This is a genomic window from Mycobacterium sp. pV006 (assembly GCF_041287115.1).
GTDB lineage: Bacteria > Actinomycetota > Actinomycetes > Mycobacteriales > Mycobacteriaceae > Mycobacterium.
This window is the reverse complement of record NZ_JBGGKT010000010.1, coordinates 145,637-162,979: the sequence shown is the minus strand read 5'-3', so window position 1 is coordinate 162,979 and position 17,343 is coordinate 145,637. Positions and strand designations below refer to the sequence as shown.

Sequence of the window (17,343 nt, the reverse complement as noted above, 5' to 3'; positions counted from 1 at the left end):
CGGAGAAGGCACGATTCCATGGGCGATCTTCGGGTGGCACCCGGAGGGCGGCCTGGCCTGAAGCAATGCCTTACGGGAGAAGCAGGGGTCGCGCCAGCACGCTGGCTTCGGATGAACTGTAGTTTCTACTTTTCGTCGTTGTCGTCGCGGCTGGAGAAACCAAACGGAAGGCGACGCTTCGTCTCGGCGAAATACTTGTCAGGGTCAGTCTTCAGCAGCTTGATGGCCTCTGTATCCCGGGCGTCAAACACTTGCTCGGTACTATCCTGCATGACTGTCTCCTCTTTGCTGCGGACTTCCGCATCTACCAGCGTACTCACCCGGCCGACTATTCCGGAGCATCCTGGTACTTCTCGCATTCATATGTCGCGGCGATGAGCGCCGATAATACTGCCATCACAGGTTGATCGCGCTTCTTCTCCAAGTCCCCGGTGTGGAGGCTGTCAACCGTAAGTACCCCATGGAGCCGTTCTCGACCCACGGATACCGGATAGGTGATGAAAGTTTCATAGGGCACTTCTCGCTCCGCGCCTACCAGTTCGTCCTTTGCTGAGTGGACGAACCGTCCTTGCTCGACTAGGGCGAGGTCAAACGTCTTGTGGCCGGCGCGGAAGACCCGGTTGGATCGTGTACCGCGGCCGGCGAAGCCGCCGGGCGCCAGACGCATTTCAGTCCCATCATCAGACAGTCGGAAGAGGTTGGCGCGGGTGCCCGCCGCGCTGTCCCCCACGAGATTGGCAGCAGCGGAAATAAGGGCCGCGCGAGAAGCCTGCGCGAGCGCACATCGTGCTTGCTGATTCTCGGTAGCGATCGCTTCGGCGACCAGCTGCATCAAGCTGTGTAGCTGGTTGCCAAGGAGGTTCTCAAGATGCTCGCGGTGCTTTCTGCTGACCTTCTCGATGATCGTGCGGGTGCTTCGGCGTTGGATGTCGCGCGCCGCAGCCAGCAGGATCGCCGCAATTGCCAGGAACGCGGTGCCGACAATCCAGAGGATGCGGGCCGTACCGGAACTCAGTCCGGTAAAGGTACCTGTGAAGCCGGTGCCGATCGTGAGCGCGCCGGCGACCCAGTCGGGGCACTCCCTCATCCACGTGGGGAATCGTGCACCAAGGACAATTCGTCGGGACTTGAGGACGAAGTGCCACAACCAGCGGGCGGTCCTGCGGATCCAACCGCTGGCCGTGTTGCCCCCGTTCGTCATCGAGCCTTCCTCGAGCGCTGCTCATTGGCGTACAGACGTGTGGCCTGCGCGCTCAGCCCAGAGTCCGCAGCCAGTCCGCAGTAAGTTCAACACCATTAGCTTGGAACCAACACGTCCAACGCGCCGACGTGGGCAAATTTGACAGTACAAATCAGACCAACTCAATCAAACGCCCTGGTGTCGTGGTTCGGGACGAAGAGGTCGTGGGTTCGAATCCCGCCACCCCGACTCGTGTGATTGCAGGTAGAAGGCCCTGACTGGTTCTCCAGCTCGGGGCCTTTTGCTTCCGCGTCCGCGATGGTCGCAGTGTGTCAGGACTGCAGGGAATCGAGCCGGTACAAATCGATCACGGTCGGGTTGAGATGTCATGTCGACGACCTCAATTTCATACGTCAGATGCCATTATCTGACGATGGCCATCAAGGCGGCACCGAGAACGGACAGCCGGTTGGCTGCTCGCTGCGCCGCGCTCGCTTCCCTCGGGGCGGCGGTCGTACACTTCGCGGTGGTCCCGTCCCACTGGCAGGAATGGACACTATCCGGAGTGTTTTTCGGTGTCCTTGCATTCCTTCAGTTGGTCTGGGCGGGAACGGTACTCATCAGGACGACCACTCCGGTTCTGGCGGCGGGGATCGTGCTGAATGTCGGCGCCATCGCCTTATGGGCGCTGTCGCGGACCGCAGGCGCCCCATTCGGCCCTCACGCGGGACAGGCGGAAGTAATACAGGGCGCTGACTTGGCCGCTTTGTTGCTCCAGACATATGTCGTGATGGGCGCTGGATGGATTGGGTATCGAGGACTGCAGGGACAACCGGTTTCGGCGTTCGCAAGCGCCGCAGTGCTCATCGGCGCGGTCGCGGTGATCACCCTGGCGTCAACGGTGGGCATCGTGTCCGGTCAGCGGCATAGCCATCATCACGGCCCCGCTGAGATCGATGCAGGTCATCACGCAACCAACGGCGAGCACGCCGACGGCCATCACGGCGGCTACCAGCACGCCCACGAGCACGATCCCGCGCCGGTCGTCCCCCTGAACGTCGGTCCGGTTGATCCTGAGCACACCGCCCCACTCCGTGGCGGTCCCAGCACACCGGGGCCACCGCAGGCACCCGCGATCGAGGCGGACCGGGTTTTGCCGGTGCAACCTCCACATGACCACAGCAGCCACGAACACTAGGGCTCGCGCCTGCCTCGCGCTCAGGTCGTGCCTGAATCAGTCGACGGGGATCATGTGCTGATATGTCGGCGCTGCAACACGGCTTGCGCACTGGCTTCCGGTCGAAGATCCAAACGCCGCAGTAGTTGCGCATTGAAGGCGACGACAACCGTGGACAGCGACATGAGGATGGCGCCGATCGACATCGGCAACACGAACCCAATCGGCGCCAAGATCCCGGCAGCAAGCGGCACCGAAACGAGGTTGTAGCCGGCACCCCACCACAGGTTCTGTTTCATCTTTCGGTAAGTGGCCCGGGAAAGCTCGATGACCGAAAGCACCGAGCGTGGATCCGAGCTGGCCAGGATGACTCCCGCTGAGGCAATGGCGACGTCGGTTCCGGCGCCGATGGCGATGCCGACGTCGGCCTGTGCAAGGGCAGGAGCGTCGTTAACGCCGTCTCCGACCATCGCGACCTTCTTTCCTTCATTTTGTAGCGCAGCCACTTTGGATGCTTTGTCTTCTGGGCGGACACCGGCGAAGACGCGGTCGATACCGAGTGCTTCGCCTACCGTCTTGGCGACCGCCTCGGCGTCTCCGGTGATCATGACGACTTCGACGCCGAGTTCATGCAGTGCGTCCACTGCGTCGCGCGATTCGGGACGGACTTCATCGGCCAAACTCAAACCGCCGATGACCGTGCCATCTAGCGCGACGTGAAGGATGATCGAGCCGTTCGCACGCCATTGCTCGGCGACGTCGACCTCTGGTTCGCCGAGCTCTTCGAGCAGCCGAGGCCCACCGACGCGGATCTGGTGGCCGTCGACGGTCGCGGTCACGCCCACCGCCGGCGAAGATGCGAATCTGGTTGCGGACGGGACATCCAGACCCTGATCGGCCGCGGCCTTCACGATTGCTTTGGCAAGCGGATGCTCGCTGTCGGTTTCAGCCGCCGCAGCCAGCGCCAAGAGATCTCCCTTGCTTCGGTCGCCGGCGGCGTACACGGCGTTGACGGTGGGCTCGCCTCTGGTCAGGGTGCCGGTCTTGTCGAAGAGCACCGCGTCTACTGCGCGCATGCCTTCCAGTGCGAGTCGGTCTTTGATCAATACACCCCCTCGTGCGGCTCGCTCGGTGGCGATCGACACGACCAGTGGGATAGCAAGGCCCAGGGCGTGTGGACACGCGATCACCAGAACGGTGATGGCGCGAACGACCGAGGCATCGGGTTCGCCGACGAGGGCCCAGATCAGCGCGGTGACAGCCGCGGTGACGACTGCGAACCAGAACAACCATCCGGCGGCGCGGTCGGCCAGGCGCTGGGCTCGCGACGAGGAGTTCTGCGCCTCGGTGACCAAGCGTTGGATGCCGGCCAGAGCGGTGTCGTCCCCGATGGCGGTGACCTGTACGCGTAAGCCGGAGTCTGTCGCAACCGTGCCGGCGGTGACGACGTCTCCGATGCTGCGTGAGACCGGTCGGGATTCACCGGTCACCATCGACTCGTCCATGTCCGCGCGTCCGTCGATGATGGTCCCGTCGGCCGGGACGCTGGCGCCCGGGCGGATCACTACGACATCACCGACGCGCAGATCCGCAGGTGACACCGTCACGGTGTGCTCGCCCTCGACCTTCTCGGCTTCATCGGGCAGCAGCGCGGCCAGCGAGTCCAGCGCTGACGTCGTCTGGGCCAGCGAGCGCATCTCGACCCAGTGGCCCAGCAGCATGATCACGATGAGCAGCGCGAGCTCCCACCAGAATTCGAGCTCGTGGTGCAGGACGCCCAGGCTCGCTCCCCAGGAGGCCAGGAATGCGACGGTGATGGCCAGCCCGATCAGCAGCATCATCCCGGGTCGGCGCGCACGGATTTCGCTGACCGCACCGGTGAGGAAGGGCCGTCCACCGACGATGTACATGGCGGTGCCTAGCACGGGTGCGATCCATTGCGAGCCGGCGAACTGGGGGATGTCGTAGCCGACGAGCATGGCGAACATGGACGAAAAAGCGATCACAGGTACAGCGATGATCAGGTTGACCCAGAACAGTTTTCGGAACTGAGCGACATGGTCACCATGGCCGTGAGCGCCGTGACTGTCATGGCCCGCGTGATCGTGGCCTGGGTCGCCGGCCATGGTGCAGGTCTCGTGGTTGTGGTTCTGCGGAATCGAGTCGGTGGGGTTCGAATGGGTCATTGGTTGTCCTCCTCGTCGTCAGGACATGCCCGTTACCGTGTAGGTCCTCGTGCTCATATCTCTCAGCGTCCTCCGCTATATACCCCTACGGGGTATGCGTAGGTCCCAAACTTATACCCCCTGGGGGTACCCGGCAAGAGCGCAGCGGCGCAATCCGGGGCGCTCCGCCCCGTGCCTGCCCATCTGACCATCGATAGTGCCGGTCTCAGCGTGGGCCGGCGCCGCCTGCAGTCGGCGCCGGTTCCAGACGGCCGCGATGGTCCAACCGGTAGAGCCCGCACGCCGAGACGACACCGATCCCACTGAGCAGCACCCACACCAACTCCGGCCGACCGATATCTTTCGTCGTTTGCATGAGCCAGCCGGTGGCGAGATTGCCGCCCAGGATGCCCACTCCCACAATCGTGTTGTAGAAACCGTAGTGCGTACCGACAAGCCGCCCGTTGGCCAGCGACACCACGGTGTCCATCTCGAACGGGAACACCGCCGCTGAACCGACTGCCAGCACGCCGGTCGCCACAAGAAGCGCCGCCACGGCGCCCAGGACGCCGGCCCGAGAATCATTCGGAAGCACGATCAGCGGGAGAAACGCTGCCGCCAGGACGAGCATGCCGATGGTCAGCGAGCGTCCCGAACCCCAGCGCCCCGACAGCCATCGCGTGATGCGCATCTGACCGGCAATGGCGACAAGCCCCGAGACGACGAAAATCATTGCGGTGACCACGGAGTCGTTGCCCGGCACGAGGTCACGAGCCTGGAGCGGCAACGCGAGATAGACCTGGAACGACAAGACATAGGATCCGATCATGGCCGTCGCGAACAGGAGAAAGGATCGGTTGGACGCGATCGTGCGCCAGTCCCGCAGCACCGAGGTTTTCTCCTCGGGCGCTTCGGCCGCCCGTCGCGGCAACGCGAAAAGCTGCGCGACGGTTAGGCCCGCGAACACGATGGCTGCAGCAGCCGCCGTCATCCGGAAATTCACAAACATCAACGCCAGGCCCACCAACGGTCCAGCCAGGATCCCCGCCTGATAGAACACGTTGAACAGTGCGAACGCCTCGACTCTGCGCGCACCGGCGTCGGCTGCTATGTAGGCGCGCACCGCAGGATTGAACAGTGCACCCGCGAAACCTGTTGCTGCAGAAGCGATCAGCATGAAAGGCAGCGATTCGGCGACTACCAGGAGCGTAAACCCGACCGTGCGAAGAACACAGCCACCGACGATCAGCGGCTTGTAGCCCAGTCGGTCGGCCAATGTGCCGCCGACCAGGAACATGCCCTGTTGGGAGAAGTTCCGCACACCGAGCACCAGACCGACGGCCCACCCCGCGAGCCCCAACGGCCCTGCGAGGTAGGCCGCAAGATAGGGCATCAGCATGTAGAACCCCAGATTGATGCCGAACTGGTTGACCATGAGTAGTCGTGTGGGCCAACCGAAACTTCGGAATTGCGGGATCAGGCCCATCAGCTCCCCGCCTTCATCGGATCGACGACGGTCGCACACCGGGTCCAGGACGTGACCACGGTGGCCAGCGGATCGTCGATGGTCTTCGGCTCAGTTGGAGGAATCGCACCGAGCAGACCATGACTGCGGCAGTAGTCGTCGTTGTACACGGTGTCGAAGTATCGCTGAGGCCCGTCGGGGAAGATGGCCGCGATGGTGGTATCGGCCGCGTTCGAGCGCGCAACCCAGCCGGCGACCAGCGCGACCGCCCCCACACTCCACCCGCCGCTGGCGTAGTGCGTAGCCGCCAAAGCACGGCATGCCCAGACGGCGTCTTGCGGAGCAACCCAGTGCACTTCATCGAAAGCGCGGTAGTCGACATTACCGGGATAGATGCTCGAACCCAGACCACGCATCAAACGTGTGCTGGCCGGCTGACCGAAGATGGTGGAACCCACCGTGTCGACCCCGATCAACCTCATCTGCGAGTTGAATTCGCGCAACACGCGCGCCACGCCCGAAGAGTGACCGCCGGTACCCACAGAGCACACCAACACATCCACCCGCCCCAACTGCTGGTGCAGTTCCAGTGCCAGTCCTCGGTACGCCTCGACGTTGTGCGGATTGTTGTACTGGTCGGGGTGCCACGCCCGTGGCTCCGACCGCAGGATCTGTGCAACACGATCCCGTCGGGCCTGCTGCCAACCCCCCACGGGGTGGGGTTCGGTGACCAACTCGACTCGAGCTCCGAAGGCGGTGAGCATGTTCTGGATGATCGGCTCCAGCCCCGGATCCGTGACCAACGTGACCGGATGCCTGTAGACAGTGCCGGCCAGCGCCAGCCCCAAACCCAGGGTTCCGCTGGTGGATTCGACAATACGTGCACCCGGCGCCAACGAGCCGTCGGCCCGTGCCCGGGCCACCATGTGCAGGGCTGGACGGTCCTTCATCCCGCCCGGATTGAAGCCTTCGAGTTTGGCCCAGAAGCCTCGATCAATGTCGGAGAACGGTTCGGTGATCCTCAAGACCGGCGTCTGGCCGACCATCGTGGCGGGTCGTTCGTAACGTCCGAGGTTGGGTTGTTCTGCGAGCTGTCGGGTGTGCGCAGACTGGTGGGAAAGGACATGGTTCATCGTGAAATGTCGCTTCTGTGACGCCGCGACCGTGCGCGGCAGCTGATGGCGGACAGCGATCACCGGACGACGTCGCCTCGAATCACGAGGGACGACCCGGCGCTGACCGATCAGCGGCGCGCGATACACAATCGGGCGAGGACCTCCCGCCCGGACAGAGTGTGCGGTCTCCCTTCGGGCGGACCTCGTGGAGTCGAAAGCACCCGGTGACGCCACAACAATGCAACGCCCACCAAGACCGCCATCATGGCAACAGCAAGTAGGGACACCGCCCCGCGGGGTAGGACGGCTTCGGCGAAGGTGTCTGCCGAGAGCGGGGCCGTGCCCCGAGAGATATGCGAGTGTTCGACAGCGACGAGCGACGAGGCGTCAGCGGAATACGCATTCAGCGCGTGCGGGCCGTGGGCTACAGGCGCACCCTCCGAGCCCAACAACTCGGACTCCGCACCCAAGATCGCGACCCAGAGGGCGATTACTGCGGCAAGACACCTCACAATGTTGCCAACCGTAGCGGAAAATCCGTCCGGACGGTCTCGACTCCCGAGTTGAAACCGGGTCGTGACCTCAGCGCGATGTCGCAGCAGGTCCCTGACAGCACTCGCAACCCCACCCTTATCTGTTCCCAGATATGTTGTTGGAGAGTTACTTTGGGTGCTCTGTCGAATGACAATCGGCCCCGCTCCTTCGCCGCCACACTCTGCCGCAACGGGGTTGACCGGTACTGGCACGCACAGCCCACGCCCCGCGCTGACTGTGCACAACAGATTTGCTGTGGTCAATCCGTACAGTCCCGCCATCTCGCGCTGATGCCCTTCTCCCGAGCATCGCCAGTGGATCGTCCGGTTTCGGTATGCGTTGTGTGAAGATCCGCTCAAGATCACCGCGACCGGAGCCTCGACGGCATTCGATCGTGCTGCGAACAGGCACCATGAGGTCATGGAGCACGCAGCATTTCCTTCAACGGCGTCGGCCAAAGGCTATCGAGCACTCGTCGTCGACGACGAGGTGCCCCTAGCCGAGGTGGTGGCAAGTTACCTCCAGCGCGAGCAATTCGAAGCCATCGTCGCCGATAACGGCGTGGAGGCGATCACCGTCGCGCGCGAGCTCGACCCCGATGTCGTGATTCTGGATTTGGGTTTACCCGGTATCGACGGTCTGGAAGTGTGCCGGCAACTACGCACCTTCTCCGACGCTTACGTCGTGATGCTGACCGCCCGCGACGCCGAAATCGACACCGTGCTGGGTCTCACCGTGGGAGCCGATGATTACGTCACCAAGCCATTCAGCCCACGCGAGCTCGTCGCCCGTATTCGGGCCATGCTGCGCCGCCCGCGGGTTCTGCAATCCCCGGCGGCCGGCGCCGGCGTGCACACCGCTGCGCCACCACGCCGGTTCGGACCGCTGAGCATCGACGTCGATGCCCGTGAGGTGCGCCTCGACGACGAAACGATCCTGCTCACGCGCACCGAATTCGACATCCTGGAGGCCCTGTCCGGTCGGCCGGGTGTGGTGCTCAGCCGGCGTCAGCTCCTCGAAACCGTGCGTGAGGGCCCATGGGTCGGCAACGAGCACCTGGTCGATGTTCATATCGGCCATCTACGACGCAAGCTCGGCGACGACGCCGCGCAACCTCGCTTCATCGTCACGGTGCGGGGAGTGGGGTATCGGATGGGCACCGGCCGGTGACCATCGCAGCAAAGCCTCCGGCGCGGTCGCGCCGACCTGGCATCGCCCTGCGCTTGTTGGCCGCGCAAGCGATCGTGGTGATCACCGGGGGCGTGACCACCACGCTGGTGGCCAGCGTCGTCGGACCGCCCCTGTTTCGCGAGCACCTTCACCGGGCAGGAGTTCCGCCGGATTCGATGGAGGAACTCCACGCCGAAGAGGCGTACGGCTACGCCACTGTCATATCCATCGGTGTGGCAGTAGCAGTGTCAGCCCTGGTCGCTCTGGCAGTCAGCTACTACCTCAGCCAGCGATTGCAGCGATCGGTCACCGAAGTTGCCGCGGCGGCAACAGCGGTCGCCAAAGGCCGCTACGACACCCGGGTCTCACCTCCACAGCTGGGCGACGACTTCGACGCACTCGCAGTGGCCTTCAACCATATGGCATCTCGACTGCAAGCGGTCGACTCGACGCGGCAGCGATTGTTCGGCGACCTTGCCCACGAGATCCGTACCCCGGTAGCAGTGCTGGAGGCCTACATCGAGGCCCTCGAGGATGGAGTCCGAACCCTGACCCCGGCGACCGCGGCCATGCTGCGCGACCAGACACGTCGGCTCGTGCGCTTCTCCGAAGATGTCGCCGCATTGGCCAAGGCGGAAGAAAGCTCATTCTCGCTGACTCACAACATGATCGATGTCGGGACAGTGGTTCGCCGATGTATCGACGCGGCACGAGAGCGCTACGACAACAAGGGTGTAACCATCACCATGCATCACCATCAGCAGCTGCCCGCATTGTGGGCCGACGAACAACGGCTCGCTCAAGTGGTCGGCAATCTGATCGACAATGCCCTACTGCACACCGCACCCGAAGGCTCGGTCGAACTCACCTGCACCACCGTGGCGGATAAGGTCGTGATCACGGTGACCGACGACGGCGAAGGAATTGCCGAAGAACACCTGCCGCGAATCTTCGAGCGGTTCTACCGTGCTGATGCCGCCCGCGACCGTGGACACGGCGGCGCCGGCCTTGGCCTGGCCATTGCCAAAGCCCTTGTCGAAGCGCATGGGGGGACAATCGAAGTGTCAAGCGCCGGACCGGGGACCGGAACGACCTTCACCGTCGAACTACCGGTAGTATCCGTTCGCAGTGCGACCCACGGCCTAACCGCGAACTAGCAACGCCCACCTACCGATTCAGCAGACCACGCATTTCGGCGATCTCGGCCTGTTGCGTTGCCGTGATGCTGCGGGCCATCTCGACCGCTTCCGGGAATTGCCCGTTGTCGATCTCTTGCTGCGCCATGGTGACTGCACCTTCATGATGCTCAATCATCTGCTCCAGGAACAACCTGCCGGCTTCTGCGCCTGACGCGTTCTGCAGTGCCGCCATGTCGGCTTCGGACATCATGCCGTGTCCGCCGCCACCCATGGCGGGCATCTCACCCATCTCGCCCCCAGGCATGTTATGGCCGGGCATGTCCTGGTTTGGCATGTTGTGGCCAGGCATGCTGTGCCCCGGCATACCGGGGTCGGTGGCAGGTGCCGCCGACACCCCCCACTGCTGCAACCAGCCCTGCATTTTCTCGATCTCAGGTGCCTGCGCAGCCTTGATGTCCTCCGCCAAAGACAGCACTGCCGGATCGACACCCTGCTTACCGAGCAGCATGTCGCTCATTTCGATCGCCTGCTCGTGGTGAGGGATCATCCCCTGGGCAAATGCCACATCCGCGTCGTTGTGGGCGCGGGCAGCCGCCGATGTGCTGACTGAAATCGATGCTGACGAGGAGCCGTCAGACGAGGTTGCGCTATCCGTTGATCCGTCGGAACAGGCAGTGAGAACCAGAGCCGACGCCGCCAGCGTCACAAACGCGTATCCAAATCCATTGTGCTTCATCCGCACACCCACTTTCACGTCATCTCGCACCATGAGTCGTTAGGGGCACGAACAGTCGCCCACGAGTCCAGCGTGCGACTGACCGGTGTGCGTCTGTTCCTCTTCCGGTAAAGATTTGATGAAGAAAACCGGACTCAGGCAGTCGCTTCGGCACCATGGGCATGACACATCTACCTGAGAGTGCTGGGCACACTCGGTGACGAACAGCTCGGGGAACGCGTCAAAGCGCTATCACCCCGACTCCTGTGACAGAACGGCCTTGCTGCCCGGGCAGCGACTAGTGTCGCGGAAGACCATTCGAGGGGGGCTTCACCGGTGACGACGGTGCCAGATCCAGTCGAGAGCCCGCCGCGGCGACGCGCTCGATACCAGTGGATCGCGACGATGATCTTCGCGCTGCTGTTCGGCAGCGCGGTCTATCTGGTGGCGGTGCACACCACGACCGGTCAGCGACTCGAGAACGCGGCCCTGCGCGGCGCCGGACAGGTCGATCCGGAGCTGCGTCGCGTCGCACTGGAGGCCTTCCACACCATCTCGACGTCCTCGCAGCTCGCCGCGGCGCTCGTCGTCGCGGCGATCGGGCTGCTGCGCCGCCAGGTGTGGTTGGCGATCGCCGGGACGGGCGTCATCCTCGGCGGGCAGGCCGTCACCCAGGTGCTCAAGTATCACGTGCTGTCGCGTCCCGAGCTCGTCCCGATCGACGGCACGTTCGCCGAGAACACCCTGCCCAGCGGTCACACCACCGCGGCGATGTGCCTGCTGTACGCCACGCTGATCGTGATGCCCTACCGTTTCCGCGGCATCGCGATGTTCGTGACGCTCACCTGGGCGGTGGGTATCGGCGCCTACACCGTGATCATCAAGGCCCACCGGCTCTCCGACACGCTGGCCGCCAACGCGGTGGCGCTGTTCGTGGCCTCGGCCGCGGCGCTGCTGTTGGCTCAGACCGGCCGGATCCGTGCGGTGGTCTCGCCGAGCCCCGGCCGCTATACGTTGCGGACGGTCTTCGTCGTCCTGGTCGGCGTCGTCGGGGCGGTCAGCCTGACGGTCGGCGCACTGCAGATGCTGTTCGCCGCGTCGGCCCACGTCAACGATCTGCCCACGGACTGGCGGCTGTTCCTCAGCTCCCAGTGGTTGGCGGCGGCGGGCTCCATCGGGGCGGCCCTGCTGTTCTGGTGGACCTGGTACCGCTTGGAGACCAAGCGGCGCGGCGATCCCGTGGCCAGCCGCTGACGGTTATCGCGTCAGGTCAGCCCACGCGGGGTGAAAGGCTCGGCCTGCCCGCGATCCACCGCCTCGTGGTGTTTGGCCGCCGCGCGGTCCAGCAGATCCTTCAGCGTCTTCTCGTCGCGGACCATCCGCCGGTACTTCGGTCCCAGCGCGACGATCTGGTCGCGCTCCTTGAGCAGCGCCGCGAAGATGCGTTCACGTTCGGCCGGATCCTTGGTGTACTCGGAATCGAGGTAGGCCTGCGCGTGCCGGCGGGCGTTGCGGATCGCGTTCTGCGCCCGGCCTTTCGGGCTGAGCAACGACGCCACCACCGTGATCGTCAGGACGCCCAGGATCACGACCAGCGACATCGAGGTGCTCACCTCGACCACCGGGACGGGTTCGCCGTCGTTGATGATCGGCACGTTGTTCTCGTGCAACGCGTGCAGGATCAGCTTGATGCCGATGAACCCGAGGATGGTGGCCAGCCCGTAGGACAGGTAGACCAGCCGGTCCAGTAGCCCGTCGATCAGGAAGTACAGCTGCCGCAAGCCCAGAAGCGAGAACGCGGTGGCGGTGAACACCAGATACACGTCCTGGGTCAGACCGAAGATCGCCGGCACCGAGTCCAGCGCAAACAGGATGTCGGTGCCGCCGATGGCGACCATCACCAGCAGCATCGGTGTCAGGACGCGCTTGCCGTCGACCGTGGTGACCAGCTTGTCGCCGTCGTAGTGCTCGGTGGTGCGGATGAACTTCTTGGCCAGCCGGATGACGAAGTTGTCGGCCTCGCGGTCGTCGTCGTCGCGTTCGGACTTCAGCAGATTGCCGGCGGTGAGCAGCAGGATCAACCCGAACACGTAGAACACCCACGCGAAGGTGTTGATCAGCGCCGCCCCCAGGAAGATGAACCCGGTGCGGGCGATCAGCGCGAACACGATGCCGAACAGCAGCACCTTCTGCTGGTCCTCGCGGGGCACCCGGAAGCTGGCGATGATGACCAGGAACACGAACAGGTTGTCCACCGAGAGCGCCTTCTCGGTGATGTAGCCCGCGAAGTACTCCGAACCCGGTTTGCCGCCGCCGAAGATCAGCACGCCGAAACCGAACGCGATCGCGATGCCCACGTACAGCGCCGACCACACCGCGGCTTCCCGCAGCGTCGGCACGTGAGCCTTGCGGACGTGGAAGAAGAAGTCGAAAGCCAGCAGACCGACGATGAAGGCGATCGTCAGTCCCCACACCCAGGTCGGGACGTCCATGGGCGGCGGTCAGGCCGTGGGTTCGCCGGAGCCGGAGTCGACGTCCGGCGTCTTCTCCTCGACGTCGTCGGCGTCTTCGGTGCGGGTCTCCGCTGACGCTTCGGAGGCCCCGCTCTCGTCGTCGTAGATGCCTTTACCTCGGGTCATCGGCAACCTTTCATCCGGCGGCACTGCGCAGTTTGTCCAGCAGCGGCCCTGCTGCCTTGTCCAGGAACTCATCCTGGCTCTCGCCGCCCACCTGCACCAGAGCGATGTCGGTGAAACCGGCCTCCCAGTACTTGCGCACGGCCTCGACGATCGCGTCGAGGTCTGGCCCGCACGGAATGGAGTCGGCCGTGTCCTCGGGACGCACGAACTGGGTGGCCCCGTCGAATCCGGCGGTGGTGGGCAGGTCGGAGTTGACCGCCCACCCGCCGGCGAACCAGCGGAACTGGTCGTGGGCGCGGGCCACCGCGGCGTCGCGGTCGGGGTCCCAGCAGATCGGGATCTGGCCGATGACCCGCACGTCGCTCGGCAGGCCGGTGCCGCGGCGCGTCTCGTGCCAGGTGTCGACGATCTGCTTGTCGGGTTCGACGGCGATGAGATGGTCGGCCAGCGGAGCGAATTGCTCGATGGAGCGGTCCCCGGAGACGGCGGCGGCGATCGGCACCGGGATGTCGGGCACGTCCCAGATCCGCGCGGAGTCGACCTCGAAGTACTCGCCTTTCCAGTCGACCAGCTCGCCGGTGTGCAGCTCGCGGATGATCTGGATGGCCTCCCGGAGCATCTCGTGGCGGCGCGTCACGGTCGGCCATCGTTGGCCCACGACGTGTTCGTTGAGGTTCTCGCCGCTGCCCAGTCCGAGGGTGAACCGCCCGTCGGCCAGGATCTGCAGGGTCGCGGCCTTCTGCGCGACGATCGCGGGGTGGTAGCGGATGGTCGGGCAGGTGACGTAGGTCATCAGCTCGACCCGCTCGGTGGCATGGGCGACGGCCCCCAAGACCGACCAGGCATACGGTGCGTGCCCCTGCGCTGCGAGCCACGGGAAGTAGTGGTCGCTGGACACCTCGAAGTCGAATCCGACGTTCTCGGCCGAGATCGCGTACCGGACAAGGTCTTTGGGTCCGCTCTGTTCGGTCATCAGGGTGTAGCCGAATCGGGTCATGCGTAGTTCATACCCTCGGCTTCCGATGTGAAACGGCGCGGCGGTCCAAGTCACCACGTTGTCATTTGCCTCGACGCTCGACAAGATGGCTGCATGACCTACGACGCCGGTGGATCCGGCCCCGGGGGCCATCCGCCGCCGGGATACCCGCCGCCGGCGTATCCGCCGCCAGGCTACGGTTATCCGGCGCCCGGGTATGGCCAGCCCGGTTACCCGCCGCCGGGGTACGGCCCGCCGCCCGGGTACGGCCCGCCGCCGGCGCTCAAGCCCGGCATCGTCCCGCTCCGGCCGCTGCTGCTCGCCGACATCCTCAACGGCGCGATCGCCTCGATGCGGGCCAACCCCAAGGCCACGCTCGGGCTCACCACGATCGTCGTGGTCGCCACCCAGCTGTTGGCGTTACTGCTGTCACTGTGGCCGGCGGCGTTCGCCGGTGACGTGGCCACCGCGATCGACGGCGGTGTCGGGTCGGTCGAATCGTTCATCGGGAGCGGCGGGGCGAACCTCGCGTCGATCGCCTCCAGCGCGGCGGCCTCGGTGGCGACGGGCCTGTCGACGATCCTGCTGTCCGGTCTGCTGACGGTGGTGATCGGCCGCTCGGTGTTCGGCTCCCACATCACGATCGGCGAGGCGTGGCGACGGCTGCGTCCGCGGATCTGGGCGCTGATCGGGTTCGCGGTGCTGACCCTGTTGGCGACGGTCCTGGTGTTCGGGCTGTTGATCCTGATCATCGCCGGGGTCGCGATGGCCGCCAACGGGTCGGCGGCGTTCCTGGTCGGCGCCCCGTTGACGCTGCTGACCATCGTCGCGGTGGTGTACGTCGGGACCATGATCACGTTCGCGCCGGTGGTGATCGTGCTCGAGCGCCGCGACGTGATCTCCTCGATCAAGCGGTCTTTCACTCTGGTCAGGGGCGACTTCTGGCGGGTGTTCGGGATCCGCCTGCTGGCCATGGTGGTGGCCCAGATCGTGGCCGCCGCGGTGTCGATCCCGTTCACGCTCGGCGGGCAGCTGTTGCTGAGCGCGGTGGCGGCCCCGTCGGCGGTGGCCGTGGCGCTGGTGCTGTTCGCCGTGGGCGGGGCGGTCGGCCAGATCATCACCGGCCCGTTCAACGCCGGTGTGGTGGTGCTGCAGTACACCGACCGGCGGATCCGGGCCGAGGCGTTCGACCTGGTGTTGCAGACCGGCGCCGCGACCGGCCCGGCCGCGCCCGCCGACTCCACCGACCACCTGTGGATTCCCGGCCGGCGGTGACGTGGCGCCTGTAGACCTCGACCGCGACCCGGCTCGCGACGCCGCCCAGCAGGAACTCGACAAGCTGATCTACCCCAAGCCGTCGCTGACCGACCGGCTCGTCGCATGGGTCGACGAACTGCTCTACCGACTGACCGCAGGCGCCGCGCAGGTGCCCAGCGGCTGGGTCACCATCGCGGTGCTGGTGCTGCTCGGTGTGGTGGCGCTGGTCGTGGCCGCCCGGATCGCGCGCAACGCCATGCGCACCGCCGCCGGCTCCGAGGACGTCCTGTTCGGCGACGCGGTGCTCAGTGCGGCCGAGCACCGCGCCGTCGCCGAACGGCACGCGGCCGACGGGGACTGGGCGGCCGCCGTGCGACACCGGGTGCGCGCGGTGGCCCGTCGGCTCGAGGAGAACGGTGTGCTCGACCCGGTCGCCGGGCGCACCGCCACCGAGCTCGCCGCGACCGCCGGTGCACAGCTGCCCGCGATCGCCGAACGGTTGAGCGCTGCGGCGACAGCGTTCAACGACGTCACCTACGGACAGCGCCCGGCGTCGGCGGACCAGTACGCCTTCGTCGCCGCCCTCGACGACGACCTGGCCGATGCGAAACCCGCACCGGCGGGCGTGTCCTCCGGGACGCAGCAACCCTGGGCGTCGGTGCGATGACCTCGACGGCGGTGGGGCCGACGGTTCGCCAGCGGGTGCGCGCCGCGCGCTGGCTGGTGGCCGGGTCGATCGTCGTGGTGGCTGTCGCGGCGCTGACCGCGTTTTTGACCTCGGCGCGCCCCGGCGGAATGCTCGACGCCCGCTCCACATCCGAGGAAGGCACGCACGCGCTGGTCGCATTGTTGCGCGATCAGGGGGTGACGGTCGTGGTGGCCGACACCGTCGCCGACGTAGAGCGCGAGGCCCGGCCCGACACGCTGCTCGTGGCGGCCCAGACGTTCCACCTCTTCGACGACGACCAACTGCGTCGTCTGTCCGCGGTACCCGGTGACCGGTTACTCCTCGAACCGATCGGCAAGACCCGGGAACAGCTGGCACCACGGCTGCGGCGCACCGAGTCCGTCCAGTTCGGCGGCATCACACCGGATTGCGACCTGCGTGAGGCCACCCGCGCCGGACCGGTCTTCTTCGGTGCCGCCGATTCCTACGAGGCCGCCGACGACACACCGGTCACCCGCTGTTACGACGGGGTGCTGGCCCGGTACCGCGACGGGGACCGCACCGTCACCGTGGTGGGCAGTGCGGCGTTCGTGACCAACGGGGGTCTGCTCGAAGAGGGCAACGCGGCCCTGGCCCTGAATCTGACCGGCACCCGACCGCGCGTGATCTGGTATGCACCGCAGAGCAGTGAGGACGGCGCGACGCGCGGTGACGCCTCGGTGATGGATCTCATTCCGCCGCAGGTGAATTGGCTGGTCCTGCAGCTGGTGGTCGCCGTCGCGCTGTTGGCGTTGTGGCGGGGCCGCCGGCTCGGTCCGTTGGTCGCCGAACAGTTGCCGGTCGTGGTGCGCGCCTCGGAGACGGTGGAGGGACGGGGCCGGTTGTACCGCTCCCGACGAGCGCGCGACCGGGCGGCCGAGGCCCTGCGCACCGCGGCGATGCAGCGGATGTTGCCGCGTCTGGGCCTGCCGGCCGGTGCGGCACCGAGCACCGTGGTGCACGCCGTCGCGCAGCGCTGCGGCACCGACGCGCACAGCATCGCCCATACGCTCTACGGAAGCGCACCGGCCACCGACACCGACCTGGTGAACTTGGCCCGCACCCTCGACGACATCGAAAGGCAGGTCGCACAATCGTGACGCAG

Annotated in this window: 16 protein-coding genes; 7 read left to right on the top strand and 9 right to left on the bottom strand. The window is 65.6% G+C overall.

All coding sequences use genetic code 11. From position 1 onward, the window contains the following. Positions 1 to 125 precede the first annotated feature (125 nt). Positions 126 to 320, bottom strand: coding sequence for a hypothetical protein (locus ACAG25_RS17025; protein WP_370489642.1), 195 nt, complete (start codon positions 318 to 320; stop codon positions 126 to 128). Between the two features lie 8 nt (positions 321 to 328). Then, positions 329 to 1,201 carry a hypothetical protein gene (locus ACAG25_RS17020; RefSeq protein WP_370489641.1) on the bottom strand — a complete coding sequence of 291 codons (873 nt, stop codon included), beginning with the start codon at positions 1,199 to 1,201 and terminating at the stop codon, positions 329 to 331. Positions 1,202 to 1,613: 412 nt separating this feature from the next. Between ACAG25_RS17020 and ACAG25_RS17015 the strand changes: the two genes are divergently transcribed. Further along, positions 1,614 to 2,378 carry a hypothetical protein gene (locus ACAG25_RS17015; protein WP_370489640.1) on the top strand — a complete coding sequence of 255 codons (765 nt, stop codon included), beginning with the start codon at positions 1,614 to 1,616 and terminating at the stop codon, positions 2,376 to 2,378. Positions 2,379 to 2,428: 50 nt separating this feature from the next. Here the strand turns inward: ACAG25_RS17015 and ACAG25_RS17010 are convergent, their stop codons facing one another. From ACAG25_RS17010 to ACAG25_RS17000, 3 genes are all read right to left on the bottom strand, one after another. After that, positions 2,429 to 4,483 carry a heavy metal translocating P-type ATPase gene (locus ACAG25_RS17010; protein ID WP_370489691.1) on the bottom strand — a complete coding sequence of 685 codons (2,055 nt, stop codon included), beginning with the start codon at positions 4,481 to 4,483 and terminating at the stop codon, positions 2,429 to 2,431. 265 nt (positions 4,484 to 4,748) lie between these two features. After that, on the bottom strand, positions 4,749 to 6,008 hold the full coding sequence (locus ACAG25_RS17005; protein ID WP_370489639.1) for an MDR family MFS transporter: 1,260 nt from the start codon (positions 6,006 to 6,008) through the stop codon (positions 4,749 to 4,751). After that, on the bottom strand, positions 6,008 to 7,120 hold the full coding sequence (locus tag ACAG25_RS17000; protein WP_370489638.1) for a PLP-dependent cysteine synthase family protein: 1,113 nt from the start codon (positions 7,118 to 7,120) through the stop codon (positions 6,008 to 6,010). The genes ACAG25_RS17005 and ACAG25_RS17000 overlap by 1 nt, the downstream gene beginning before the upstream one ends. Before the next feature lie 936 nt (positions 7,121 to 8,056). Between ACAG25_RS17000 and ACAG25_RS16995 the strand changes: the two genes are divergently transcribed. Together ACAG25_RS16995 and ACAG25_RS16990 are read left to right on the top strand one after the other, a co-directional pair. Further along, complete coding sequence (locus ACAG25_RS16995; RefSeq protein WP_370489637.1) at positions 8,057 to 8,806, top strand: response regulator; 750 nt, start codon at positions 8,057 to 8,059, stop codon at positions 8,804 to 8,806. Continuing rightward, the gene (locus tag ACAG25_RS16990) at positions 8,803 to 9,963 is read left to right on the top strand and encodes a sensor histidine kinase (RefSeq protein ID WP_370489636.1); all 1,161 of its coding nucleotides are present in this window, start codon (positions 8,803 to 8,805) and stop codon (positions 9,961 to 9,963) included. Before ACAG25_RS16995 ends, ACAG25_RS16990 begins: the two co-directional genes overlap by 4 nt. A 10-nt stretch (positions 9,964 to 9,973) precedes the next feature. Here ACAG25_RS16990 and ACAG25_RS16985 read toward each other — a convergent pair whose 3' ends face one another. Continuing rightward, positions 9,974 to 10,681, bottom strand: coding sequence for a DUF305 domain-containing protein (locus ACAG25_RS16985; protein ID WP_370489690.1), 708 nt, complete (start codon positions 10,679 to 10,681; stop codon positions 9,974 to 9,976). A gap of 324 nt (positions 10,682 to 11,005) precedes the next feature. On the opposite strand from ACAG25_RS16985, the gene ACAG25_RS16980 reads away from it, so the two are divergent. After that, positions 11,006 to 11,914, top strand: coding sequence for a phosphatase PAP2 family protein (locus tag ACAG25_RS16980; protein ID WP_370489635.1), 909 nt, complete (start codon positions 11,006 to 11,008; stop codon positions 11,912 to 11,914). An 11-nt stretch (positions 11,915 to 11,925) separates the two neighbouring features. Here the strand turns inward: ACAG25_RS16980 and ACAG25_RS16975 are convergent, their stop codons facing one another. From ACAG25_RS16975 to ACAG25_RS16965, 3 genes are read right to left on the bottom strand one after another with little or no spacing between them, the layout of a single operon-like run. Further along, a complete protein-coding gene (locus ACAG25_RS16975; RefSeq protein ID WP_370489634.1) occupies positions 11,926 to 13,152 on the bottom strand; it encodes a TerC family protein in 1,227 nt (408 codons plus the stop codon). 9 nt (positions 13,153 to 13,161) lie between these two features. After that, entirely contained in the window at positions 13,162 to 13,299 is a 138-nt protein-coding gene (locus tag ACAG25_RS16970) for a hypothetical protein (protein WP_370489633.1), read from the bottom strand. A gap of 10 nt (positions 13,300 to 13,309) precedes the next feature. Further along, positions 13,310 to 14,296: an LLM class F420-dependent oxidoreductase gene (locus ACAG25_RS16965; RefSeq protein ID WP_370489632.1), complete on the bottom strand. Its 987-nt coding sequence runs from the start codon at positions 14,294 to 14,296 to the stop codon at positions 13,310 to 13,312. A 93-nt stretch (positions 14,297 to 14,389) separates the two neighbouring features. Between ACAG25_RS16965 and ACAG25_RS16960 the strand changes: the two genes are divergently transcribed. Genes ACAG25_RS16960 through ACAG25_RS16950 form a run of 3 tightly spaced genes read left to right on the top strand, consistent with a single transcriptional unit; the run spans position 14,390 to position 17,338 of the window. After that, entirely contained in the window at positions 14,390 to 15,550 is a 1,161-nt protein-coding gene (locus ACAG25_RS16960; protein WP_370489631.1) for a hypothetical protein, read from the top strand. Between the two features lies 1 nt (position 15,551). Next, positions 15,552 to 16,199: a DUF4129 domain-containing protein gene (locus tag ACAG25_RS16955; RefSeq protein WP_370489630.1), complete on the top strand. Its 648-nt coding sequence runs from the start codon at positions 15,552 to 15,554 to the stop codon at positions 16,197 to 16,199. Further along, a complete protein-coding gene (locus ACAG25_RS16950) occupies positions 16,196 to 17,338 on the top strand; it encodes a DUF4350 domain-containing protein (protein WP_370489629.1) in 1,143 nt (380 codons plus the stop codon). Before ACAG25_RS16955 ends, ACAG25_RS16950 begins: the two co-directional genes overlap by 4 nt. Positions 17,339 to 17,343 lie beyond the last annotated feature (5 nt).